Genomic DNA, 24,454 nt, shown 5'->3' on the forward strand with positions numbered 1-24,454 from the left:
TGGCGACGGCGCTCGACTGGGGGAAGCGATGACCGCACCGGTCGCGTCGCCGACGCTCGACGTGCTCGGGGGGATCTGGCGCGAGGTGTTGCGCCTTTCGCGCGTCTCGCCTGAGGACAACTTCTTCGCCCTGGGCGGCGACTCCTTCCGCGCCACCAGGCTCGCCGCGCTGGTCGGCGAGCGGTTCGGCGTGCCCGCCACCGCCGCGCTCGCCTTCGACCGGCCCGAACTCGCCGGGCAGGCCCGCTGGATCGACGGCGCGCGGGCCGGTGACGCACCCCTCACCCCGCTGCCGCAGGCCCCGCCGTCGGCCGTCCCGCTCAGCACCCAGCAGGAGGACTTCCTGTACTGGATGTTTGAGCCCCGGCTTCACGGCTCCCAGGACGTGCGCGACATCGGCTCCTGCTGCACCGCGATCAGGATCAGGGACGAGCTGGACGTGCCGCTGCTCACCCGTGCGCTGAACGCGCTCGTGGCCCGCCACGAGGCGCTGCGCACCGTGGTCCGGCCCGACGGGACGGTGGAGATCGTCGCCGACCGTCCGCCGCAGGTCGCCGAGAAACGGGCGGCGGACGAGGCCGAGGCCGGCCGCATCGTGTGGCACGAGCGCATGCGCCTCGACGACGCCATCGCCGGCCCGCTGGTGCGAGCCCTCGTCGTCCACATCGGCCAGGACGACGACGCGGACGACCACGTCCTCGTCCTGGCCGTGCACCACTTCGCGTTCGACGGGTTCTCCTTCGGCGTGCTGCTGAGGGAGCTCGCCCTCCTCTACTCCGCGCTGTCCACGGGACACCCCGACCCGCTGCGGCCCCTGCCGATCACCTACACCGACTACTGCCGCTTCGCCCGCGAGCAGTGGCCGGTCAACCAGCCGTACTGGGATCGCGTGCTGGAGGGCGCTCCCACGGACCTGAGCCCGTTCCCGGGGCGCAGGGAGACGAGCCGGTTCTCCCGGCGGCGGCACGCCTTCGAGGTCGAGCACGCGCTGCGCGACCGGCTGGCCGAGATCGCGCGCGAGCGCGGCGCCACCACGTTCATGGCGGTCGCCGCCTGCTGGACCTGGCTGCTGGCCGAGTGGACCGGCCGCACCGACATCGTCGTGATGTCGCCCGTGCCAGGTAGGACGTTGCCCGAGCACGAGACCCTCGTCGGCTGCCTGGTGCAGTCGCTGATCCTGCGCTTCGACGTCTCCGGCCGCCCCGGCTACGCCGAGCTGCTCGACCGGGTGCGGGACGTCGCCGTGGGCGCCGTGGCCCACCAGCTCCACGCGTACCAGGACGCCCGGCTGCGCGTGCCGTTCCCGTCGCGCATCCACTACGAGAGCTTCGGCGCGCCGCACTTCCCCGGCCTGGCGTCCGAGCCGTTCCCGTTCCCGCGCGAGCAGGAGGCGCTGGAATGGTCGGCCAACCCCGGCGAGCTGGACCTGAGCGCCCCCGAGCTCATCGTCGAGGAGCAGCGGGACGGCTCCATGCACTGCGCTGTCGTCTACAACCACCACGGCTATGACCCTGAGACCGCGGCCGAACTGGCCGACGCCTTCCTCCGGTGCGCCCGCGCCGCCGCCGACCGCCCCGGTCATGTCCTTCCTCCGCTCGCGGTGCGCCATGCGGGCTGACGTCTCCTACGTTCAGGAACGGTTGTGGTTCCTGCAGCGGTACGACCCCGCCGACTCCTCCTCGAACCTGTTCATCTCCGAAAGGCTTCGCGGCCAACTCGACGCGGACGCGCTGGAACGGGCCCTGGCCGCGCTGGTGTCGCGACACGAGACGCTGCGTACGCGCTACCCGGCCCGCGACGGTGAACCGGTCGCGGTGCCGGGACCGATCCCCCCGCTGGACCGCCTCGACCTCACCTCCCACCCCGAGGGCGAGCGGGAGCGCCGGGCGGCCGACGCCGTGGCCGAGCGCACCCGGACGCCGTTCGACGTGGCCGAGGGGCCGATCCTGCGGGCCGCGCTGATCCGGCTCGGGGAGCGCGACCACGTGCTGCACCTGGCCGTGCATCACATCGCGGCCGACGGCTGGTCGATCGGACTGCTCACCTCGGAGCTGGCGTCGCTCTACACGGAGTTCGTCACCGGAGTGCCCGCCGACCTCCCGCCCCCGCGCGGCCACGCCCTGCACGCCGCGGACGAGCGCGCACGCGCCGTGGACGTGGCCGCGCTCGCCTACTGGCGCGAACGGCTGAAGGGGGCCCCGGTCCTCGACCTGCCGACCGACCGCCCTCGCCGCGACGGCGCGTCCCGTGCGTCCGGCGGGTCCGCCGCGTCCGGTGCGGGCACGGTCGTGCTGCGCTTGCCCGCCGGGCTCAGCCGCGGTGTCGCCGAGCTGGCCAGAAGCCGGAGATGCACCCCTTTCATGGCGTTGCTCGCCGCCTACCAGCTCCTGCTGGCCCGGCAGACCGGCCAGGACGACGTCTGCGTCGGCTCGGCCGTCTCCACCCGGGACCGGCCGGAGCTGGAGGAGGTCGTTGGCCCGCTCATCAACACCGTCGTCCTCCGGGGCGATCTGACCGGTGACCCGTCCTTCGCAGAGCTTCTCACCCGTACCAGGACCGCCGTGCTGGGAGCGTTGTCCCGGCGGGACGTGCCGTTCTCCCGCGTGGCCGAGGAACTCGCCCCCGGCCGCCACGGAGGCAGGAACCCGCTGCTGCGCGCCCAGTTCGGCCTGCACCACGAGAACACCGTCCGGCCGGCCCTCCATGGTCTCGCGGCCGAACCGTTCACCGTGGACACGGCCCACGCCCAGGCCGACCTCTCCCTGGAGGTCCACCCGTCAGCGGACGGGCTGACCGCGAGGTTCGTCTACGACGCCGGGCTGTTCGAACACGGAACCGTCGAACGCGTGGCGGCCCGGTTCGAGGCGCTGCTCGGCCAGGTCGTCGCCCATCCCGACACCCCGCTGGCGCGGCTCGACCTGCTCGCCCCCGGAGAGCGGGCGGCGATCCTCGCCAGGGCGGGCGGTCCCGAGACGTCCTGCCCCGGCGTCACGCTCGCCGACCTGCTCGGCGGCAAGCCCGGCGCGGTCGCGGCGATCTGCGGGGACGAGCGGGTCACCTACGCCGAACTCGACGCCCGCAGCCGCGCGCTGACCCGGCGGCTGCGCGCTGCCGGCGCCGCGCGGGGCACACTCGTCGCGATCTGCGCGTCGCGCTCGATCGACTTGCTCACCGGGCTCCTCGCGGTGGTCCGGGCCGGGGCCGCCTACCTCCCGCTCGACCCGGGACACCCTGCCGAGCGGCTGGCGTACGTGCTGGCCGACTCGGGCGCGCAGCTGCTGCTCACGCAGCGTGGCCTGAGCACGCGCCTGCCGGGCGACCTGCCATCGCTGCTCCTCGACGAGCCGTACGGGGAGGAGCCGGAAGACGAGCCCGGCGAACCGGCTGTCGCCTCCGACCTCGCGTACGTGATCTACACCTCCGGCTCCACCGGCAGGCCCAAGGGCGTCGCCATCAGCCACGGAGCCCTGGCGAACCTGCTGCTGTCGTTCCGCGACCAGCTCGAAGCCGGCCCGGACGACGTGTGGCTGGCCTCCACGTCGCTGTCGTTCGACATCTCGGCCCTGGAACTGTACCTGCCGCTGATCACCGGCGGCACCGTCGTGATCGCCTCCGACGAGGACATCCGCGACGGCTCCCGGCTCGCGGCCCTGGCCGCGGCCGCCGGCGTCACTCATCTCCAGGCCACGCCGTCAGGGTGGCGCATGCTGCTCGACGCCGGTTTCCACCGGCCCGGCGCCGTCGCGCTCACGGGCGGGGAGGCGCTGCCGGGGCCGCTCGCCACCGAACTGCGGCCCCGCGTCGCACGACTCTGGAACGTGTACGGACCCACTGAGACCACCATCTGGTCGTCCTGCTGGGAGGTGCCGGCCGGCGTCACCGGCGCCGTCCGCGTCGGCCGTCCCATTGCCAACACCCGCCTGTACGTGCTGGACCGCCGGATGGAGCCGGTGCCCGACGGCTCGACCGGCGAACTGTTCATCGCCGGTGACGGCCTGGCCAGCGGATACCCCGGCCGGCCGGGGCTCACGGCCGAGCGCTTCCTCCCCGACCCCTACGGGCCGCCGGGCACCCGTATGTACCGCACGGGCGATCTGGCCAGGTGGCGCGGTGACGAGGTCGAATGCCTGGGCAGGACCGACGAGCAGGTGAAGCTGCGCGGCCACCGCATCGAGCCGGGCGAGGTGGAGGCGCGGCTGATGGAGCACCCCTCGGTCGCGCAGGCCGCGGTCGTGGTGCGCGGCGACCGGCTCGTCGCCTACGTCGTGCCCACGAGCGCACCCCCACCGCCGGACAGCTCCAGCACACCCTTCGCGCCGGACAGCTCCGGTACCCCCTTCGCGCCGGAAGGGTCCGGCGCGCTCTCCGGGCAGGACAGGCCAGGCGCCCTCTCCGGGCCGGACAGCTCCGGCGAGTCCTCCGCACCGGAGGGGCATGGCGAGGCGATTCCGCAAGCGCTGGCCGCGCACGCCCGCGCGATGCTGCCGGCGCCCATGGTGCCCGCGTCGTTCGTGCCGGTGCCCGCGCTGCCGCTCACCCCCAACGGCAAGGTGGACCGGGCCGCGCTGCCCGACCCGGACGTCGTACGCGGTGACCGGCCGCCCGCGACGCCGGCCGAGCGCCTGGTGGCGGAGGTCTTCGCCGAGGTGCTCGGCCTCGACGCCGTGGGCGCGGACGACGGCTTCTTCGACCTCGGTGGCCACTCGCTGCTCGCCTCCCGCGCCGCCGCCCGCCTCACCCGGGCGCTCGGGACCGAGGTGGCGGTACGGGCTCTGTTCGACCACCCCACGGTCGCGGCGCTCGCCGCGGAGCTCGACACCGGGGACGGCACCGCGGCCCGGCCGGGAGGCGACGTACGGGTCGTCCCGCGCCCGCCGGGCACACCGCCGCCGCTGTCGGCGGCCCAGGAGCGGCTCTGGTTCCTGCAGCGGCTCAATCCCGACGACAGCTCCGCCAACATGTACTTGGTCCGGCGGTTGCGTGGCCCACTGGACCGGGCGGCGCTCGCCCGCGCGGTCGCGGGGGCCCGCGCGCGGCACGAGTCGCTGCGCACCAGCTTCCCCGAGGCGGACGGCGTGCCGATCGCCGTCGTCCACCCCTCGGCGGGACCGGAATGGGAGGACCTCGTCGCCTCCGACGAGGACGAACGGGCGGACCTCGCCGCCCGCGACAAGGACGAGTGGGAGGATCTCGCCGCCCGTGACGAGGACGAGGCCCGCAGGCTGGTGGCCGCCCGCGTCAACGCGCCGTTCGACCTGGCCGCCGCGCCGCCGTATCGCCTCACCCTCGTCCGGCTCGCCGACGACGACCACGTCCTGTGCTGGGTGATCCACCACATCCTGGGCGACGGCTGGTCGCTCAACGTCCTCATGGACGACCTGGCAGGACTGTACGCGGGCCGCCGGCTCACCGAGCCCGTCCTGCAGCACGGGGACGTGGCCGCCTGGCAGCGCGGCAGGGACCTGTCGGCGCCGTTGGCGTACTGGCGGCGCAGGCTCGCCGACCCGCCGGTGCTCGACCTGCCCACCGACCGCCCCCGGACGTCCGCCGGCATGCGGCGTGGGGGCCGCGTCCGTGCCCACCTGCCGGAGGAGACGGCAGCCGGGCTGGAACGGGTGGCAAGGGAGCACGACGCCACCCTGTTCATGGTCCTGCTGACCGCGTACCAGGTGCTGCTGTCGCGGCACTGCGGCCAGGACGACGTCGTGGTGGGCTCAGTGACCGCCGGACGGGACCGCGTCGAGCTGGAGCCGGTGTTCGGCAACCTCACCCACACCGTCGCCCTGCGCGCCGACCTGCGGGGCGACCCGTCGTTCCGCGACCTCCTGGCCGCCGCCCGGCGGACCGTCATGGAGGACCTGGCCGGCCGGGAGGTGCCGTACGAGCTGCTCGTCGACGAGCTCGGCATCGGGCGCGACCTCGGCCGGACACCGCTGTTTCAGACGATGATGATCCTGCACAGCCAGGACACCGGTCCGCACGCGCCCGGCGCCCGCTTCGGCGGCCTGGAGGCGGAGTTGTTCGAGGACGGCCACGCCCAGGCCAAGCTCGACCTGGCGCTCGACGTGTGGCGCGAGCCCGGCGCTCTGTCGCTGGTCCTCACCTACGACGCCGATCTGTTCGACGCGACGACGGTGGAGCGGCTGGCCGAGCGGTTCCACACCCTCTGCCAGGGGATCGTCGCCGACCCCGGCCGCCGGATGAGCTCGCTGCCCCTGCTGACGCCCGCCGACGACGCCGAGCTGCGCGCCCTGGCCACAGGCCCCGCACCCGTCGCCGCCGGCCCCGCACCCGTCCTCGCCGCAGGGCTGGTGCCCGCGCTCGTCGCCCGGAGCGCCGAGCACACTCCTGACGCCGTCGCCCTGCGGTGCGGCGGCGACCTGCTGTCCTACCGACAGCTTGTGACGCGGGCCGACGCGCTGGCCGCCACCCTTCACCGGAGCGGCGTCGGCCGCGGGCACGTCGTCGGAGTGGCGCTGCCGCGTGGCATGGACGCCGTCGTCGCGCTGCTCGGTGTGCTCCGGGCCGGCGCCGCCTACCTGCCGCTCGACCCCGCCGACCCCGCCCCCAGGCGGGAGCGGCTGGTCGCCGACAGCGGCGCCGCGGCCGTGCTCACCCCCGCCGACCTGCGGAACCTGTCCGGGCAAGCGCTCGCGCAGCCGGAGCCGCGCCCGCGTGACGCCGCGTACGTCATCTACACCTCCGGCTCGACCGGCACCCCCAAGGGTGTGGTGGTCGAGCACGCCGCGCTGACGGCCCGCACCCGCTGGATGGCCGCCGCGTACGAGCTGGGACCCGGCGACGTCGTCGTGCAGTTCGCCTCGCTCGGCTTCGACGCCCACGTCGAGGAGGTGTACCCGACGCTGGTCTCGGGGGCCACGCTGCTTCTCCTGCCGGACGGCGGCGCCGCCCTGCCCGACCTGCTCGCCTCCCCTGAGGGCAGGGACGTCACCGTGCTCGACCTGCCCACGGCCTACTGGCACCACCTGGTCGACGTCGTGGACGAGGTGGACTGGCCGCCGTCGCTCCGTCTGGTCATCCTCGGCGGGGAGCAGGCGGACGCCGCCGCGGTGTCGAGGTGGAAGCGCCGCTTCCCCGGCGTCCGGCTGGTCAACACCTACGGCCCGACCGAGGCGACGGTCATCGCCACGTCCGCCGACCTGGTGGACGACGGCTTGCGCCCGGCCATCGGCCGGCCGGTGGGCGAGACCACGGTGTGGCTGCTCGGCGAGGGCGGCGAACCGGTGCCGCCGGGCGCTCCCGGCGAGCTTTACGTAGGAGGCGCGGGGGTGGCGCGCGGCTACGCGGGACGTCCCGCGACGACGGCGGCGTCGTTCACACCCGACCCGTTCACACCGGGAGGCGGAAGGCTCTACCGCACCGGCGACCGGGGCCGGTGGCGGCGCGACGGCACCCTGGAGTTCCTCGGACGGCTCGACTCCCAGGTCAAGGTGCGCGGCTACCGGATCGAACCGGGCGAGGTCGAGGCCTGCCTGCTCGCCCATCCGGACGTGGGCCAGGCGGCCGTCGCCGCCCGCGGCGACCTGCTGGTCGCGTACGTGGTGGGACGTGCGACGGCGGAGGAACTGCGCCGCCACGCGGAAGAACGGCTCCCCGCGCACCTGGTGCCGGGCGCCTGGACGCTCCTGGACCGGCTTCCGCTCACCGGGAACGGCAAGGTCGACCGCGCGGCGCTTCCCGCCCCCGGGCCCGCCAGGGAACGTTCCTTCGTCGCGCCGCGCACCGACGCCGAGGCGCTGGTCGCCGAGGTCTGGGCGGACCTGCTCGGCGTCGCCGCCGTCGGCGCGTACGACGACTTCTTCCACCTCGGCGGGCACTCGCTGCTCGCCGTCCGCATCGCGGCCAGGCTCAGGGCGCTGATCGGCGTCGAGGTGCCGATCCGGGCACTGTTCACCCGGCGCACGGTGGCGGAGTTCGCCGGCGCGGTCGAGGCACTGCTTCTCGACTCGCTCGCCGGGCTGTCCGACGAGGAGGCGCTGCGCCTGCTCGACCAGAAAGACGAGGATCAGTGACGACGTACCACGTAGTGATCAACGACGAGGAGCAGTACTCCCTCTGGCCCGGCGACCGGACGGTTCCCGAGGGCTGGCGGCGGACCGGTTTCACCGGCGGCAGGGAGGACTGCCTGGCCCACATCGACGAGGTCTGGACGGACATGCGTCCGCTGAGCGCCCGATGACCACACTCGACGACGGGCTGTCCCCGGCCAAGCAGGCGGTGCTGTCCGGGCTGTTGCGCCGCCGCGCCGCCTCCTTGTCCGTCCTGAGGCGCCCTGAGGGTCGGACGCCGCCGCTGTCGCACGCCCAGGAACGCCTGTGGTTCATGGAGCAGTACGCGCCGGGGACCGCCGCCTACACCGTGCCGCTCGGCACCAGGCTCTCCGGCGACCTCGACGCCGAGGCGCTGGCCCGCGCGCTGCGGGAGGTCACGGCCCGCCACGAGAGCCTGCGCACGCGCTTCGTCACCGACGGCGAGGGACGGCCCGCGGTCGTGATCGACGACGAGCCCATGGTGGAGTTCACCGTCGTCGAGTCCGACGAGGCCGGCGTGGCGGAGCTGTGCGCCGCCCAGCTCGCCCGGCCGTTCGACCTGACGACGGGGCCGCTCCTGCGCGCCCTGCTCGTCCGGCTCGGCCCGGAGGAGCACGTGCTGCTGCTGACCGCTCACCACGCGGTCATCGACGGCTGGTCCTACGACCTGGTGCTCAGCGAGGCGCTCACCCTGCACGACGCCTTCCGGGCCGGTGAGCCGTCCCCGCTGGAGGAGCCCCCGGTGCAGTACGGCGACTACGCCCTCTGGCAGCGAGCCCAGGAAGAAAGGCAACAGGAGCCGGCGTACTGGACGCGGCGGCTGTCCGGCGTGCCGGCACTCGACCTGCCCACCGACCTGCCCAGGCCGGCCGAGCAGATGTTCACCGGCGCGGGGCTGCGCTTCAAGGTCGGGCAGGAGACGACCGGACGCGTCGCCGACCTGGCGAGCGGCCGAGGGGCGTCTCTGTACATGACCCTGCTGGCCGCTTTCCAGGTGTTGCTGTTCCGCCACTCCGGCCAGCGGGACTTCGCGGTCGGCTCGCCCGTCAGCGGCCGGGAGACGCCGGAGCTGGAACGCACCGTGGGCGTCTTCGTGAACACGCTGGCGATGCGGGCGGACCTCAGCGGCGACCCGTCCTTCACCGAGTTGCTCGACCGGGTGCGCGATGCCACGCTCGACGACTTCGCCCACCAGGGGTTGCCCTTCGACCGGCTCGTCGGCGAACTCAACGTGAAGCGCGACGTCAGCCGCTCGCCGGTGTTCCAGGTCATGTTCGCCCTGCAGAACTTCCAGGCCCCCGCCCGCTGGGCGACCGGGCTGCGCATGGCCGAGTACCGCGTGGACGCCGCCACCACGCGCTTCGACCTCACCCTCTACCTGCGGCAGACCGGCGACGGGCTGGACGGCCACATCGTCTACAACACGGCGCTCTTCCTGCCCGAGACGATGGAATGCCTGGCCGCCCGGTTCGTGGCCCTGCTCGCCGCCGTCGCCGCCGAGCCGTCCACCCGGATCTCCGAGCTGAACCTGCTCGACGCCGCCGAACGGGCCGAGGTGCTGGCGTTCGGCACCGTGCCCTCCCTCCCACGGCCCGAGCGGCGGCTGCTCCACGAGCTGACCGGTGGCCACCCGTCCGCCACGGCGGTGGCCTGCGGCGACACCACCCTCACGTACGGCGAGCTGGAGCGCAGGGCCAACCGGCTGGCCCGGTTCCTGCGACGGCGCGGCGTCGGCAGGGACACGCGGGTGGCGGTGTGCATGGAGCAGTCGGCCGACGTGGCGGTCGCCGTCCTCGGCGTGCTCAAGGCGGGCGGCGCGTACGTGCCGCTCGATCCCGAGCACCCGGCGGGCCGCCTGGCCCACGCCGTGTCCGACTCGGGCGCCCTGGCCGCCGTCGTCACCGAGGGGACGCGGGACCGGCTGCCTCCCGGCCTGCCCACGTTCACCCTGGACGACACCGATGTCGAGGAGGACGGCCCGGTGGACGCGGACGTGCGGCCCGGGGACCTCGCGTATGTGATCTACACCTCCGGGACCACCGGCACCCCCAAGGGGGTCGCGGTCCAGCACCGCGAGGCCGTCACCTACCTCCTCGGCGTCCGCGAGCGGCTGGGCGTCGTGCAGGGGGGCGTGTTCGTGCTGCTCCAGTCGCTGGCCTTCGACTTCGGCGTGACGGTGTTCTACCTGTCGCTGGCGACGGGCGGGACGTTGCACCTGGTGCCCGCCCGCACCTCGGCCCCCGAGCTGGCCAAGACGCTCGCCGGCATCGGCCCGGACTACATGAAGATCACCCCGTCGCATCTGGCGGCGCTGCTGGCCGATGCCCCCGCCGCGGAGCTGCTGCCCAAGCGGCTGCTGATCCTCGGGGGAGAGGCGGCCGGTCAGGCGCTCGCGGACGAGGTGGTGGCGGCCGGACGGTGCGCGGTCGTCAACCACTACGGTCCCACCGAGGCCACCGTGGGCATGACGACCTATGCCGTCGACCCGGCCGGCGCCCATGGCGGCGCGACCCTGCCGATCGGCAGGCCGCTGCCCGGGGCGGTCGTACGCGTCCTGGACGAGCACCTGCGTCCCGTCGGCGTGGGCGTCCCCGGCGAGATCCACCTGGGCGGCGACCGGCTGGCCCGCGGATACCTCGGCAGGCCCGGCCTGACCGCCGAGCGGTTCGTCCCCGACCCGTACGGCCCGCCGGGGGCGCGGCTGTACCGCACCGGCGACCTCGGCCGCTGGCTGCCCGACGGAAACCTGCAGTTCCTCGGCAGGACCGACCACCAGGTGAAGATCCGCGGCTACCGGGTCGAGCTCGGCGAGATCGAGTCGGTGCTCACCACGCTGCCGGGCGTCTCCCAGGCGGTGGCGGAACTCCGGTCGGACCGGCTCGTCGCCTACCTGGCCGGGCCGGAGGCCGGTCCCCGGCCCGGCGCGGCGGACCTCCGCGAGGCCCTGCGGGCGCTGCTGCCCGACTACATGATCCCCAGCCGGTACGTCTGGCTGGACACCCTGCCGCTGAAGGCGCACGGCAAGGTCGACCGGGACGCGCTGCCCGAGCCCGGCCTCGACCGCGAGACCGAGTGGGAACCGCCCGCTACGCCGACGGAGCAGGCGGTGGCCGCCGTCTGGTCGGCCGTGCTCGGCGTGGACGAGGTCGGCGCGGCCGACGACTTCTTCGACCTCGGCGGGCACTCCCTGCTCGCGATGCAGGTCGTCGCCCGGTTGCGCGCCGTCGCCCCGGGTCGGCTGGTCACCATCATGGATCTGTTCCGCCATCCCACCGTCCGCGAGCTGGCCGGGCTCCTGGAACGCGGCGAGGACGGGCCGCGCGTGCTGCTGCACCGGCTCACGCCCGCCCGGCAGGCGACCGGGACCATCGTGTGCGCTCCGTACGGCGGCGGCAGCGCCGTCATCTACAAGCCGCTGGCCGACGCGCTGTCCGCCCGCTGGGCCCTGTACTCCATCGCGGTCCCCGGCCACGAGCTGGGGGAGGAGTCCAGGCCGCTCGACGAGGTCGCGGCCGCGTGCGCCGAGGAGATCCTGGCGAAGGTGGCGGGCCCGCTCGTCCTGTACGGCCACTGCGGGCTCGGCGTCATGCTGACGGTCGAGATCGCCCGCCGACTGGAGGCGGCCGGACGCGAGGTGGACGCCGTCTACCTGGGCGGCACCTTCCCCTTCGCGAGAACCCGGTGGACGGGGGTCACCGAGGCGCTGGAGCGCCTGCGCAGCGACCAGCTGTGGGCCAACGCGCTGCGGGCGGCCGGACTGGAGGTGGACGAGCTGGGACGCGACCAGCTCAAGCTGGTCATCGACAACCGCAGAAAGGGCACCCGGGAGGCGGAGCGCTACTTCACCCGGCTGTTCGAACAGGACGGACGGCCACTACGCGTCCCCATCATCTCGGTCGTGGGCGAGCGCGACCCGGCGACCGAGTTCTACCAGGAACGCTTCCGCGAATGGCACCTGCTGAGCGCCACCACGGCCGTGGCCGTGCTGGACGAGGCGGGCCACTTCTTCCTGCGCTACCGCGCCGCCGAGCTCGCCGAGATCGTCACCCGGACGCACGTCGCCCTCGCCGAGGCCGAGCCCGATCGGCTCGGCCGCACCGAGACCTCCACCTGGTGGCTGCAGGACGCGTCCACGGCGGACGACCCGCCGCCCGAGCACCGAGGACCGCGACCGAGCATGCGTCGCTTCGGCGTCATCGCGGCAGGTCAGCTCGTGTCGATGATCGGCGCCGCGCTGACCGAGTTCGCGATCCCCATCTGGATCTACACCACGACGGGATCCCTGGTGAGCTTCGCGCTGCTCGCGGTGCTCGGACTCGTGCCGGGCATCCTGATCGCGCCGCTGGCCGGAGTCGTGGTGGACCGCTTCGACCGGCGCAGGGTGCTGCTCGCCGCCGACGCGGCGGCGCTGTCCACCCAGCTCATCTTCGGCGCGCTGCTCTGGACCGGGGGACTGACGACCTGGCACGTCTACCCGCTGCTGGCCTGCCTGTCGGTCGCCCTGACGTTCCAGCGTCTGGCGTACACGTCGGCGATACCGCAGCTCGTGCCCAAACGTTTCCTCGGTCATGCCAACGGCGTCGTGCAGATGGCGACGGGCTCGGCGCAGCTTGTCGTGCCCCTCGTCGCGGCCGGGCTGATGGCCGCCATCGGCGTCGAGGGCATCCTCGCCATCGACGTGGCGAGCTACGTCGTGGCGATCGCCGCGGTGATCGTGACGCGTTTCCCCCGGACGATGGCCGCCACGCGCAGGGAACCGATCGTCACCGAGATGCTGAACGGGCTGCGTTACTCCTGGGGCAACCGGGGTTTCCGCGGCATGCTCGGCTTCTTCGCGGTGCTGAACGTCTTCCTCTCGCCGCTCTTCCTGATAATCTCGCCGCTGGTGCTGGCGTTCGCGGGCCTGCCGGACGTGGCGCAGGTGTCGTTCGCCGGGGGCCTCGGCACGCTCGCGGGCGGCCTGGCGATGGCCGTGTGGGGCGGCCCTCGCCGGCGGCGGCTGCGCGGCGTGCTGCTCGCCACCCTCGCCCTGTCGCTCGCCTGCCTGGTCACGGGGCTGCACGCGAACGTGCAGACGATCGCCGTGGGCGCGTTCGGCATGTCGCTGTGCCTCACGCTCGTCAACGGGGTCTACGCCACGATCATCCAGGTCAAGGTGCCGCAGCGGTACCACGGCCGGGTCATCGCGCTCAACACCCTGGTCGCCTGGTCCACCCTCCCGATCGGCTTCGGCCTGGTGGCGCCGTACGGCGCGGCGCTGTTCGAACCGCTGCTGGCCCCAGGCGGACCGCTCGCGGGCACCGTGGGCGCCGTCATCGGCGTCGGCGCCGGACGCGGCATCGGCTTCATGTACGTCTGCTTCGCCGCCGCGATCGCCGTCATCGCGCTGGCCGCCATGCGGGTCCGGGTGCTGGCGAGATTCGACGAGATCGTCCCCGACGCGGTCCCCGACGACCTGATCGGCTACGAGACCGTCGCGGCACGCCGCCGAACCTGACGCGTGGGGACACTCGACGCTGAGAAGACCGGGCTTCCCGCCCCGCGGGAAGCCCGGTCCGGTCTCGGTCAGAAGGTGGGCGTGATCTCCTGGGTGGTTCCTCCCACACCGTGGTAGTTGCTCCCGATCGACCACACAGAGTCGTTGATCAACGGCTTGTACTCGAACGCCTGGCCGGCCGGGATGCCCGGCACCCAGCAGTCCCACACAGCGGTCGAGACCTTCACGCAGTCACGACCGGCAGACCAGGTGAGCGGGCTGACGTTGCCGCGGATCGTGATCCTGTTGCCCGCCCCCGCGTCCTTCTGCACGCGGATGCGCGTCGACCCCGGCGCCTCCTTCACCTGGTATGCCCGGATGATCGTCTGCTTGGCGGTGTTGCCCGCCTGATCGGCCAGCGTCGCGCGCAAGGACACGAAGCCGGGGCCGGCCGGGTTGGTGATCTGCGGGGTCCCGCACGTCGACCCTTGGGACACCGTCGTCCAGGTGGAGCCGTCGTCGACGGAGGACTCGATCAGGCAGGAGGTCAGGGACGTGACGGCCTGGCCCGGCTCCCGCTGGACGGTGGTGACCACGGGGGTCACGGTCCCGGCCGCAGCGCGGTTCATCTCGTCCAGTCCGTCCGGCCGATACCGCACCACCATCAGCGGGAGCGGCCCGTTCGCCGTGGCATCGGAGGTGAAGGTCCATTCCGTATCGATCTGAATGGACGTGGCGTCATTTCTGTTGGTGGCAGAAGCGGTGAGCTTGTACTGCGAGCCGGCCTCCGGGACGGTCACCGGGACGAGCCAGGTACGCGGCTTCACGAAATTGGACCAGATCTGCTGGCCGTCGCGGAACAGGCGCATCGACCCCTCGGTGTCGGCGTTCTCACCACCGTGACCGGCTTCCGAGTCGGAGTGGAGCTTGATGTAGTTGAACACCATCTCGTTGTTGTCACGCCAAGCCGTACCACTCCAGTAGGTGCTTTTCGCGGGGAGCGCGGGGCCGATGACCGCGCCGTTCCACGTCTCCGTGTTGTCCAGGCCGGGGCCGAACTCCCGGGGATCGGCGAGAACCTGCTTTCCGTCGAACCGGAGCAGGCCGCGCCAGCGTCCCGGCGTCCGGTACTCGGTCACCACCGACGGCATCTTGACCGGCGAGTAGATCAGGGCCGCCGGAGAGCTGAGCCCCGTGTCGAACTCGGGCTGGACGAGCAGGCTCGCGTACGAGGCCGTGCCCCGGTAGGTGACGTCGACCTTCGTCAGGTTGGCCGGCGTTCCCTGGAAGGTCGGTTCGCTGGGCACCCCGCTGCGCTGGTCGACGATGCGGTAGAAGTACGGGCTGGGAGTGGTCGCCGAGGAACCTTCCTTGTCGAAGTAGGCGATGGCGGTGTAGGTGATGCCCTGGTCGCTGACCGGGAGGACGTAATCCGCCATGCTGAACCCGGTATAGAGCCCGTCGTCGACGCCGTAGTGGAAGTTCACGTACGTCTCGTGCAGGATCTGCCGGGCGGTCGGCTCGCCGACCGTGACCGTGGCCTTCCTCGCCTGCTGCGCGTCGAGGGTGATCGTCCGGTCCTGCGACATGTCCGCGGGCACGACCGCCATCGTCCACGTGTCGTCGGTCTTGATGAGAGCGCCGAGGTAGTAGGAGCCTGCCGGCAGGTTGACCGTGCCACTGCCGCCGGCGATCGCGACCGGCGTCTCGGTGTCCGACTGGCGGGAGAAGACCCACACCGTGGTGTTGGCCGGTGCGCCCAGGCGGTCCTTGACGATGAGGTCCAGCGTGTGCTGCTCGGGCTGGACGTAGGCGCCGATGGCCGTGCGAATGACCTCGCTGCCGGTGGTGGCCGTGAGCTGCCCGGAATAGGAGCCGACCGGCCGGCCGTGGCCGTCGACGGTCACGGTGACGTCCGCGGTCCCGCTGGCGGGAACGGTCACGCTGGTCGCGCTCACCGTGAAGAGGCCGGCCGGAGCCCCGGCCGCACTCACCTCCAGGATCAGGGTGACAGGTGTGCTGCCGAGGTTGCGATAGCTGACGGTACGGGTGACCGGCGTGTTCGCGGTCGAGGGCACCGAGCCGAAGACCGGGGCTCCCTCGGCGATCACCGTAGCTGTCGCGGCGGCGTTCACATTCACCCGGCCGGTGCCCTGCTGGAAGGCGGTCAGCCCAGGGGTGGGAACGGCGCTGCTGGTCAGAGCCGCCTTCAGCCGGGTGACCGGCCAATCCGGGTGCAGCTCCGCCAAAAGCGCCGCCGCGCCCGCCACGTGCGGCGCCGCCATCGACGTCCCCGACGCCGAGCGCAGGCCACCGCCCGCTCTCGCGGCGACGATGTCCACTCCCGGCGCGGTGATGTCGGGTTTGACGGCGAGGTCTCCCACGCGGGGCCCGCTGCTGGAGAACTCGGCCAGCACGTTCTGCTTGTCGACCGCCCCCACCGTGATCGCGGCGTCCGCCGAGCCTGGAGAGCCGATGGTCTGCGAGCGAGGCCCCTCGTTGCCCGCGGAGATGACGAACAATGCGCCCGTCTGCGCGGACAGGTCGTTCACCGCCTGCTCCATGGGGTCGACGCCCGCGGTGTCCGGCCCGCCGAGGCTCATGTTGACGACCTTCGCGCCGGCGGTCGTCGTGGCCCACTCCATCCCCGCGATGATGTCGGATTCGACGCCGGAGCCGTCGTTGCCGAGCACCTTGCCGACGACCAGGTCGGCCCCCGGCGCCACGCCCTTGCCCGCCCCGCTCGTGGTCGCCCCGGTCCCGGCGATCGTGGCGGCGACGTGCGTGCCGTGTCCGGCCACGTCTTCCACGCCCTGGCCGGTGAAGTCCTGCGAGTCGATCACCTTGCCCGCCAGGTCCGGATGGTCGGTGTCGTAGCCGGTGTCGAGCACCGCCACCTTCACACCCTCACCGGTGTGACCCGACTGCCAGACCTGCGGAGCGCCGATCTGCGGCACACTCTCGGTCAGCGTGGCCTTGACCCGGCCGTCCAGCCACAGCTTGCCCACCTCACCGGCGAAGCTGCGCGGCGAGCGCTTGCCGCCCACCAACGCCTTCCACTGTGCGGTGGTCTTCGTCTTGTCCACGGCGAAGGAGCTCATCCCGAGCCGTGGCAGCGACTTTCGGAGCTTGGCATCCTTCATCACCTGTTGGGCTCCGGCGGCCGAGCGGCCCTTGGGGCTCTGCACGAGTACGGCCAACACCTTGCTCTTGTCGTCGCCATAGTGATCGTCGATCAGGCGGTCAAGGTCGAACAGACGCGGGTCCAGCCGCCCGTTGGCGAGTAGGTCGAGGGCGTCACCCGGGACGACCGACAGGGCGCCGTCGCGGCCCCTGGTGACCCGGTAGCCGATCCCCTCGCGGCCGGAGCCTGGCTCGAAGGCCAGCAACTGCAGGCCGTCACGACCGCTGGACACCGTGACGACGTCTCCGGTGATCAACGTAATGCGCTGGGAGTTCGCCCCTGCTTGGGACGCAGGCGGTGGTGCGGCGGAGGCGACCGCCGGGGTCGGCGCCGCGGCAAGCGCAAGGCCGAGCAGCGCGGCTAACGATCTACGCATCGATTCTCCTAGTACCAGGGAGATGCTTGGAAGGTTTCAGCAAATTTCGACGCTGACGAGATCGAATATAGAGCCCAATGATCTCTACGCGTGCGGCGGGTCGGCATCGCCGCCGACTGCGGCCAGTTCGACGGCAGGACTTATGCACTCAAAAGAGGATATTTCGCTCAAACAGGGAACTAATGACGCCCTGAATGCTTCCGGAATCGCTGCAAGTCCTTGCAGAAATCCTGCACGATCCTATGCTGCGATCATGCGCGGCGAAGCTCTCGGGGGCCTGCGCATGCCACGTCCTCAAGCAACGGCGGCGGGCAAGGTGCCGCCGACGGACAAGGAGAAGCGCCGGCCGTGAAGCCGGCGCCGCGGGGAGGCGTCGGTGGGGAAGCCGCCCCGGGCAGCCGGTCATGGACGGGGCTGCAGGGGCGCGATCTACTGCTCACGTGGTGGGCAGGGGAAACTCGACGTGAGTGAGGTGTTCGGAGACCTCCCAGAGCTTGTGTGCGGCGTCATCGTCGACTGCTGCGCCGGACTATTCTTCGAGGGCGGCGGGGCCGCGTACCCCGAACCGGCTGGGGCCGGAGAAGCTGGCGCCGGGGACGTTGCCGACGGTGGCCAGCAGGGTCGGCCGGGCGCCGCCTTCGGGGCTTTGGGCCAGGAGCCGCGTTCCCAGTGCGAGGGTGTGGTCAAGGATCCGCCGGCCGGTGGTCATGGTGAATCCGGTGGCCGCCCAGCCGGGATGCGCTGCCGTGGCCAGGATCGGTGAGCCGGCCCTGTTCAGGCGGCGCTGCAGTTCGCGGGTGAACAGCAGGTTGGCCAGCTTGGTCTGTCCGTAGGCGCCGAACGGCCGGTAGGGCCGTCGTTGCCACTGCAGGTCCTCGAAGTCGAGGTGCGCGCTGCGGTAGTTGGTGGAGGACACGGTGATCACCCGCCCGGCGATCTGACCCAGGAGCAGATTCGTCATCGCGAAGTGCCCGAGATGGTTGACGCCGAGCTGGCTCTCGAAGCCGTCGGTGGTGTGCTGCAGGGTAGGGGTCATGGAACCGGCGTTGTTGATCAGATAGTCGATGGGGGCGTCCACGGTGCGGGCGAACTCACGCACGGAGGCCAGCGATCCGAGGTCGAGCGGGCGTGACTCGGTGAGGCCGCCGATCTCGGCGGCGGCCGCGCGCCCGCGGGTCTGGTCGCGTACGGCGAGGACGACCCGTGCGCCCTTCGCCGCCAGGGCGGCAGCGGTGGCCTCGCCGATGCCGCCGATGCCGCCGGTGATGTTTCCTGATGTTGGTGCTGCCGTGGGCATGACGTGCTGTGTTCCTGGCCAGGGCGCTGAGATCGCGTGTGGCCTGTGGTGCTCGAGGCGATCGGAGCGGGTGCTTACTTCGATTTGACCAAGGCGTGGTCTACCGCGCTGTCCTGATTCGGCTCTTCGAGCCGGTATTTGGATGGTGATCGGACAATGGTCGCCCGCCAGATCGGGACGAGGATGCTGACAGTACTTTCTTTCCGTTTAGCCGAGCCTTGCTGCATTCTCCCGCCATGACGGCCGAGATGCGGTTGTGTACGTGAATGGGGCCATCTGCGGCCGGCTGCCGCCCGGGAGGCCACGCCGGCGGCGTGCCTGGCCGGATCATGTGTGTCCCGGGGAACGTGACCAGGGGATATCGCTTGACGCGGGCGGTGAAGGTGGGCGTCGATACCACCGCCCCCGACCAGCGGCCCGTGGGCGTTCCACAACGGCCACCCCGGCCGTGTGCGTGCCACGCGACGGCTGCAATCCGGGCCTTGGCCCGCTGCCCATGCGTGGGTCGCCTGACGGCGTGACCGCGTCCCGCGCGACGCGCCGGGCAACCCGCAGGTCGGGTCGTGCAGGGACCCATCGCCCAGGGGCGATGGTGTGTCCAGCCGGTCGTAGGGGTGCGAAGGAAAGGCGTCGTCGAACAGCGACGACGCGGTCAGCAGCCGATCAGGACATGAAGGGCAAGACGACGCAGATGAACGGAACCACCTTCAAGACGTGTTCCTGCCGGGATGAGGCGACCGGCAAGAGGCTGGGCAAGGCGTGCCCGAAGCTGCGGCGCCCCGGCGGCGGAGAACGCTGGAGCAGCGCCCACGGCCGCTGGGCCTATCAGCTCGAGTTGCCCGCGCACGCCGACGGATCTCGGCGTAACCCCCTGCGACGGCGCGGCTTCGCCACACTGGAGGAGGCCGAGGCCGAGTTGGAGCACGCCCGCGCCCTGCTGGCGCTGGATGAGGACCCGCACATCCAGCGGAAGATCACCGAGCTGATGCTGTCGGTGCTCAAGGACACCAAGGCGCTGCCGCCGGTGGAGGAGGTACGGCGCAAGGTCCGCACCCGGCAGGACCTCAATCCCACCGTCACCGTCGCTGAATGGATGGAGGAGTTTCTGCGGCGCAAGCGGAAGATCGATGTGACCACGCGCCGCTCGTACGAGGCGCACATCCGCCTGTACTTCACCCCCTACCTCGGTGACATCCGGCTGGACCGGCTGCGGGTGTCGGACGTGGCGGGCATGTTCGACGCGATCGAGGAGTTCAACGACGCCATCACTGCCGCCCGCGCCAGCGCCGATCCGGAGCAGCGGGCGACGGTGCGGTATCGGCGGCCGGTCGGCCCGGCCACCATGCACCGCATTCGCGCCACTCTCCGGCACGCGCTGAACATCGCGATCAAGCAGGACCGGCTGATCGACTTCAACCCCGCCGCGGTCGTCGAACTTCCCGACGCCGCATCTCCCAAGGCGCTGGTGTGGACCGAGGAGCGGGTGGCCGCCTGGAACCGTGACCTGCAGGATCGGCTCGATGTTGAGCGGCGGCGGCGGTGCGGGGCGCGGCTCAGCCGCGCCGCCATGATCAACGTGTATGCGTCCGTGCCGCGTCCGTCTCCGGTGATGGTGTGGACGCCCTCCCACACGTTCGCTTTCCTCTCCCAGGCGGCTACCCATCGGTTGTTCGCGCTGTACCGGTTGATCGCGCTGCGTGGGCTGCGCCGGGGTGAGGCCGTCGGGCTGCGGTGGAAGGACGTCGACCTGGCCGCCGGGACGGCAGGGGTGCACTGGCAGATCACCCAGCTGGGGTGGGAGCCGGTGCAGGGCAGGCCGAAGACCGAGGCCAGTGATCGCACTATCGCGTTGGACGCCGATACCGTCGGCGCGCTGCGCGCGCACCGCAAACGCCAAGCCGCTGAGCGGCTGGCCGCGGGGGAGGCGTGGACGGACAGCGGGTTCGTTTTCACCGACGAGATCGGCCGGGCGTTGCATCCGCAGCAGGTCAGCGACCAGTTCTACCTGCTGGCCTTCCAGGCGGGGTTGCCGCCGGTGCGGCTGCATGATCTACGGCACGGGGCAGCGTCCATCATGCTCGCCGCCGGAGTCGACCTGAAGGTCGTGCAGGAGACACTCGGGCACGTGTCGTCCACCTTCACCCGCGACACCTATACCAGCGTCTACCCCGAAGTCGCCCGCGCCGCCGCCGAATCCACCGCAGCCCTCATCAACACCGCAGCCAGCGGCGCGCAGACCGCCCGGCTGATCACACTGCCGAACCACATCGACGACGTCACCACCTGAGCTACCGAACCCAGCAGGCCCGCCGATTCGCCGGCGGGCCTGTTTGTTTGCCCTCCATGACGGTGTCGAACCGCCGATCGGTATCTGATTTCGGCTGAGAAGGGCCGAGCAGACTCCCCCGAGAAGCAGGGGATCTTTGTCTGCTGGTCACTAGAGGCCTGACAAGGCAAGACGAGCTGACTTGGACAAGACTTGACCGGGCATGAGACCGCGCTGACCAGCGGTGCCGCCGGAGCTTTCAACTTGGCGTTCTGATGCTGGTCTTAGGGGTATGAGCTGACAGTGGCGGTCTAAATGATCTACCCGCGTACACGGTCCGCACACAAGAGCAACCATGGAGCAACCGGCCATGATCAACGGCAAGACACGAGGGTGGCGAGAACCGAGAAACCCCAGGTCGGATGCGGTTTTGGTGAGTAGGGCGGGTGGGACTTGAACCCACGACCCACGGATTATGAGTCCGATGCTCTGACCGGCTGAGCTACCGCCCCTGGATTCATTTGTACGGCCTCAAGGCTAGAGCATGACGCCGTGGCTTCCGGCGGTGCGCGCGGCTGCCTCGGACATCATTCCACGACCGGCAGGCGGAATGGAGCCCAAGTCGGATCACAGTGGATAAAACCCTCGGGCGTGGGAGGGCCGGGGAGCGCGGGGCTCCCCGGCCCGGGGGAAGCAGGGTTACGGGCGGTTCAGGCCGAGGGTGTAGGAGCCGGAGCCGCTGTAGGCGTGGACGCGGTAGCGGTAGTAGCCGGCGCTGCCGTTGTAGCTGATGGACTCGTCGGCGTTCGGGCTGTCGCTCCTGGCCACGGTGCTCCAGGCGGAGCCGCTCCAGCGCTGGAGGTACAGGTCGAAGTCGGCGCTGTCAGGGGCGTCCAGGCAGGCCGCGTGGGTGCCCGAGGTGGTGGTGCGGTAGTAGGAGCCGTCGGGCTGGTAGGCGTTCTGGCCGGAGGTGAGGGAGCCGGTGTAGGTGTCCTCGTAGCCGTCGCAGCCGGTGGGCGGGTCGGGGTCGTTGCCGCCGCTCGTGACCAGCGTCAGGTTGCCGACCGAGATGATCTCCCCGATGGGCTGGAAGTACGTGGTGCCGCCGCTGGTGCAGTTGCCGGAGCCGCCGGAGGTCATGCCCTGGGCCTGGTCGCCGGAGATGAACGAGCCGCCGGAGTCGCCGCCTTCGGCGCAGACGGTGGTGCGGGTGAGGCCGGAGACGGTTCCCTCGGGGTAGTTCACGGTGGAGTTGAGCGCGGTGACGGTGCCGCAGTGCCACTGGGTGGTGGAGCCGGAGCGGCACACGGAGCCGCCGGGCTGGGTGACGGCCGCGCCGCGCACGGGCAGGATGCCGGCCGAGTAGCCGTTGACGACGCCGGGGCCGGTCCAGTCGGCGTTCGTCTGCACCCAGGCGTAGTCGTTGCCCGGGAACGAGGAGATCTGGAACGTGCCCTGCGCCACCCGGTTGTGGCCCTGGGTGGCGTCGCCGGTGGAGCCGCAGTGGCCGGCGGTGGTGTAGCCCATCTGGGTGCCGCGCCGGGCCGCGAAGCCGACCGAGCAGCGGTAGGGGCCGGTGTAGTAGGCGTCGCCGCCGCGGATGTCGTAGAAGAGCTTGGCCCGTTCGGCGGACTGCTCCAGCTTGACGGCCTTGGCGTCCACGCCGGCGGTGGCCATCCAGGCGCGGGCGGCGTCGTGGTCGGCGGCCCAGACGACGACGGAGTTGTCGGCGACGGAGACCGACCAGGCGTGCACGGTCGCGGGCGGCGCGGCCTTGTCCAGGCGCTCCTTGACGGCGGTGAGGTCGGCCAGGGTTCTGGGCACGACTCGGGCCCGCGCGCCGGCGCGGGTGATCGCCGCGGTGTCGGCCGCGTCGACGGTGGCCACGACGAGGGCGCTCTCGGCGCCTTCGTACCAGATCCCGGCGAAGCGGTCGCCGAGCTTCTTGCGCAGGCCGGGGGCGGCCCTGTTGCCGCGCGCCTCGTTGGCCAGGCGGTTGATCGCCTGTTCCTGGGTGATGCCGAGGTCGCGCTGGATGGCGTCGACGACGCCGGAGGGTGGCTTCTCGGCGACGGCCGGGGTCGCCGTCACGAGTAACGCGCCGATCGCGATCGCGATGGTGGCAGGAGTGCGGAGCATGATGTCTCCTTGCTGCTGGGGTGCCGTTAAAGTAACCAGCCGCCCACTGAGCGAGGAGTACTACTTCGCCCCTATCGCGATGTTATGGTGCGGTGCCGAAACCCGGATTTCGTACCAGCCAGTCGTGATAGACGATGCTGCGTCGTACGGCCTCCTGGTGGGCCTGTTTGGCCTGCACCATCACCCAGGGCGCGTCGGCGGCGCCGGGATGCCGGCCGAGGAGCTGCCGCCAGCGCAGCGGCGCGTTCTTCAGCGGCACCACGACCAGACCGGGCGCGGCCTGATGAGTGGCTTGACAGAGCACCACGGCCCGTCCTACCTGGGCCAGGTGCGCGCAGGTGGCGAGGTCCGTCTCGTACATCGTGCGCGGCGTGAACCCCGCCCGCGCGCACGCCGTCGCGAAGCAGTCGGTGAAGCAGCCGTCGCCGGGCGTCGCGGCCCACTGCTCCTCGGCCAGGTCGCCGAGCTCCACCTCCTTCTCCCTGGCCAGCGGGTGGGTGTCGGCCATGAGCACGAAGACGGGGTCGAGGCTGATCGTCTCCCACACCAGCGTGCCGGTGGGGGCGCCGCCCTCGCCGCACGCGCCGGTGAGCACGTAGTCGAGGCGGCCGAGCTCGACCATCGTGGTGAGCTCGTGGGTCGACCAGCTCGTGTACGTGGTCACGCTCCGTTCGGCGGCGAGCCGGTCGACCAGCCCGCCGAGCACGGGGCCGTTCGTCGCGCCGATCCGGTAGCCGGGGGAGGGGGCGTGCGCGAACCGTACGGCCTCCTCCTGGAGTTCCTTGGCGGCGGGCAGGAGCACCCGGGCGCGGGCGAGCACCAGCTCGCCGAGCCGGGTGGGGCGGGCGCCGTGACGGTCGCGCTCGAACAGCGCGCCGCCGAGCATGCGCTCGATACGTTTCAGCTGGGCGGTCAGAGCAGGCTGCGCTAACCCGAGCAGGGAGGCGGCCTTGCTGACACTTCCCGCGTCCGCTACCGCGCGGACGATTCTGAGGTGCCGGAGCTCGAGGTCCATACCCGGAAGGTAAGGCGGTCCAATCTCCGGGACAATGCCTATATGTCAGGAATTGTGACATATATTGTTGCGCGCTTCCGGGGTAGGGGGAGCGCATGACGACGATGGGAATCGACCCGGCAGCCCTCAGCGACGACGATCTGCTGCGCGAGCTGCGGCAACTGCACGCGACCCGGACCGAGACACTCATGCACGGCTCTGACGACGCCCTTGACCGGCACACCTCACGCACCAACGAGATGGAGGCCGAGTACCTGCGCCGCTTCCCCGAGCGCGACGTCGACCCGAACCGGCTCCGCGAGGGGGCGAGGTTGCGGTGATGGCTGACGATCATGACGTCCAGGTCCTCTCGGACGTGGACATCCACGTGTACGAGGCGATCGCCGGCGAAGCCGTCGAGCACGGCTGGGCCGGCTTCGGCTCGCTCGTCCGGGCGACCGGGCTGAAGGAGGACGAGGTGCGCGACAGCCTGCGCACGCTGATCGACCAGGGGCACGTGCTGCCCAGGGGCGACGACGGCTACGGGCTGGGGCCGCACACGTTCGAGGTCGAGTACTAGGCCGTGTCCGTTAGATCTTGTCGTTCGGCTGAGATCGATCACCAGGCTGGGTTGCAATGGTCATATGGTCCGTCGTCATGAGCTGACCGAC

General features: G+C 71.6%; 11 protein-coding genes and 1 tRNA gene. 7 read left to right on the top strand and 5 right to left on the bottom strand.

The window, feature by feature from the left end; translation table 11 throughout:
* Positions 1-28: 28 nt before the first annotated feature.
* Genes ACWDXC_RS43305 through ACWDXC_RS43320 form a run of 4 tightly spaced genes read left to right on the top strand, consistent with a single transcriptional unit; the run spans position 29 to position 13,548 of the window.
* Positions 29-1,618, top strand: a complete 1,590-nt coding sequence (locus tag ACWDXC_RS43305; RefSeq protein ID WP_449992651.1) for a condensation domain-containing protein — start codon at positions 29-31, stop codon at positions 1,616-1,618.
* Positions 1,608-8,033: an amino acid adenylation domain-containing protein gene (locus tag ACWDXC_RS43310; RefSeq protein WP_449992654.1), complete on the top strand. Its 6,426-nt coding sequence runs from the start codon at positions 1,608-1,610 to the stop codon at positions 8,031-8,033. The genes ACWDXC_RS43305 and ACWDXC_RS43310 overlap by 11 nt, the downstream gene beginning before the upstream one ends.
* Positions 8,030-8,200, top strand: a complete 171-nt coding sequence (locus tag ACWDXC_RS43315) for an MbtH family protein (protein ID WP_344219774.1) — start codon at positions 8,030-8,032, stop codon at positions 8,198-8,200. The genes ACWDXC_RS43310 and ACWDXC_RS43315 overlap by 4 nt, the downstream gene beginning before the upstream one ends.
* Positions 8,197-13,548 carry a non-ribosomal peptide synthetase/MFS transporter gene (locus ACWDXC_RS43320; protein ID WP_449992658.1) on the top strand — a complete coding sequence of 1,784 codons (5,352 nt, stop codon included), beginning with the start codon at positions 8,197-8,199 and terminating at the stop codon, positions 13,546-13,548. The genes ACWDXC_RS43315 and ACWDXC_RS43320 overlap by 4 nt, the downstream gene beginning before the upstream one ends.
* A 68-nt stretch (positions 13,549-13,616) precedes the next feature.
* Here the strand turns inward: ACWDXC_RS43320 and ACWDXC_RS43325 are convergent, their stop codons facing one another.
* Together ACWDXC_RS43325 and ACWDXC_RS43330 are read right to left on the bottom strand one after the other, a co-directional pair.
* A complete protein-coding gene (locus tag ACWDXC_RS43325; protein WP_449992661.1) occupies positions 13,617-16,967 on the bottom strand; it encodes a S8 family serine peptidase in 3,351 nt (1,116 codons plus the stop codon).
* A 649-nt stretch (positions 16,968-17,616) separates the two neighbouring features.
* On the bottom strand, positions 17,617-18,384 hold the full coding sequence (locus ACWDXC_RS43330) for an SDR family NAD(P)-dependent oxidoreductase (RefSeq protein WP_246644271.1): 768 nt from the start codon (positions 18,382-18,384) through the stop codon (positions 17,617-17,619).
* A 670-nt stretch (positions 18,385-19,054) separates the two neighbouring features.
* On the opposite strand from ACWDXC_RS43330, the gene ACWDXC_RS43335 reads away from it, so the two are divergent.
* Positions 19,055-20,671 (top strand): tyrosine-type recombinase/integrase, encoded by a 1,617-nt coding sequence (locus ACWDXC_RS43335; RefSeq protein ID WP_449992664.1) that lies wholly within the window; start codon positions 19,055-19,057, stop codon positions 20,669-20,671.
* A 417-nt stretch (positions 20,672-21,088) separates the two neighbouring features.
* Here the strand turns inward: ACWDXC_RS43335 and ACWDXC_RS43340 are convergent.
* The 3 genes from ACWDXC_RS43340 to ACWDXC_RS43350 form a co-directional block, all read right to left on the bottom strand.
* Positions 21,089-21,162 (bottom strand) — tRNA-Ile (locus ACWDXC_RS43340).
* 187 nt (positions 21,163-21,349) lie between these two features.
* Positions 21,350-22,789 (bottom strand): S1 family peptidase, encoded by a 1,440-nt coding sequence (locus ACWDXC_RS43345; protein ID WP_357586352.1) that lies wholly within the window; start codon positions 22,787-22,789, stop codon positions 21,350-21,352.
* A gap of 82 nt (positions 22,790-22,871) precedes the next feature.
* Complete coding sequence (locus ACWDXC_RS43350; protein ID WP_219501723.1) at positions 22,872-23,804, bottom strand: LysR family transcriptional regulator; 933 nt, start codon at positions 23,802-23,804, stop codon at positions 22,872-22,874.
* Positions 23,805-23,899: 95 nt separating this feature from the next.
* On the opposite strand from ACWDXC_RS43350, the gene ACWDXC_RS43355 reads away from it, so the two are divergent.
* Positions 23,900-24,124, top strand: a complete 225-nt coding sequence (locus ACWDXC_RS43355) for a DUF6158 family protein (RefSeq protein WP_049559686.1) — start codon at positions 23,900-23,902, stop codon at positions 24,122-24,124.
* Positions 24,124-24,363, top strand: coding sequence for a hypothetical protein (locus ACWDXC_RS43360; protein WP_449992668.1), 240 nt, complete (start codon positions 24,124-24,126; stop codon positions 24,361-24,363). The genes ACWDXC_RS43355 and ACWDXC_RS43360 overlap by 1 nt, the downstream gene beginning before the upstream one ends.
* Positions 24,364-24,454 lie beyond the last annotated feature (91 nt).

The sequence above is a fragment of the Nonomuraea sp. NPDC003214 genome, assembly GCF_053590035.1.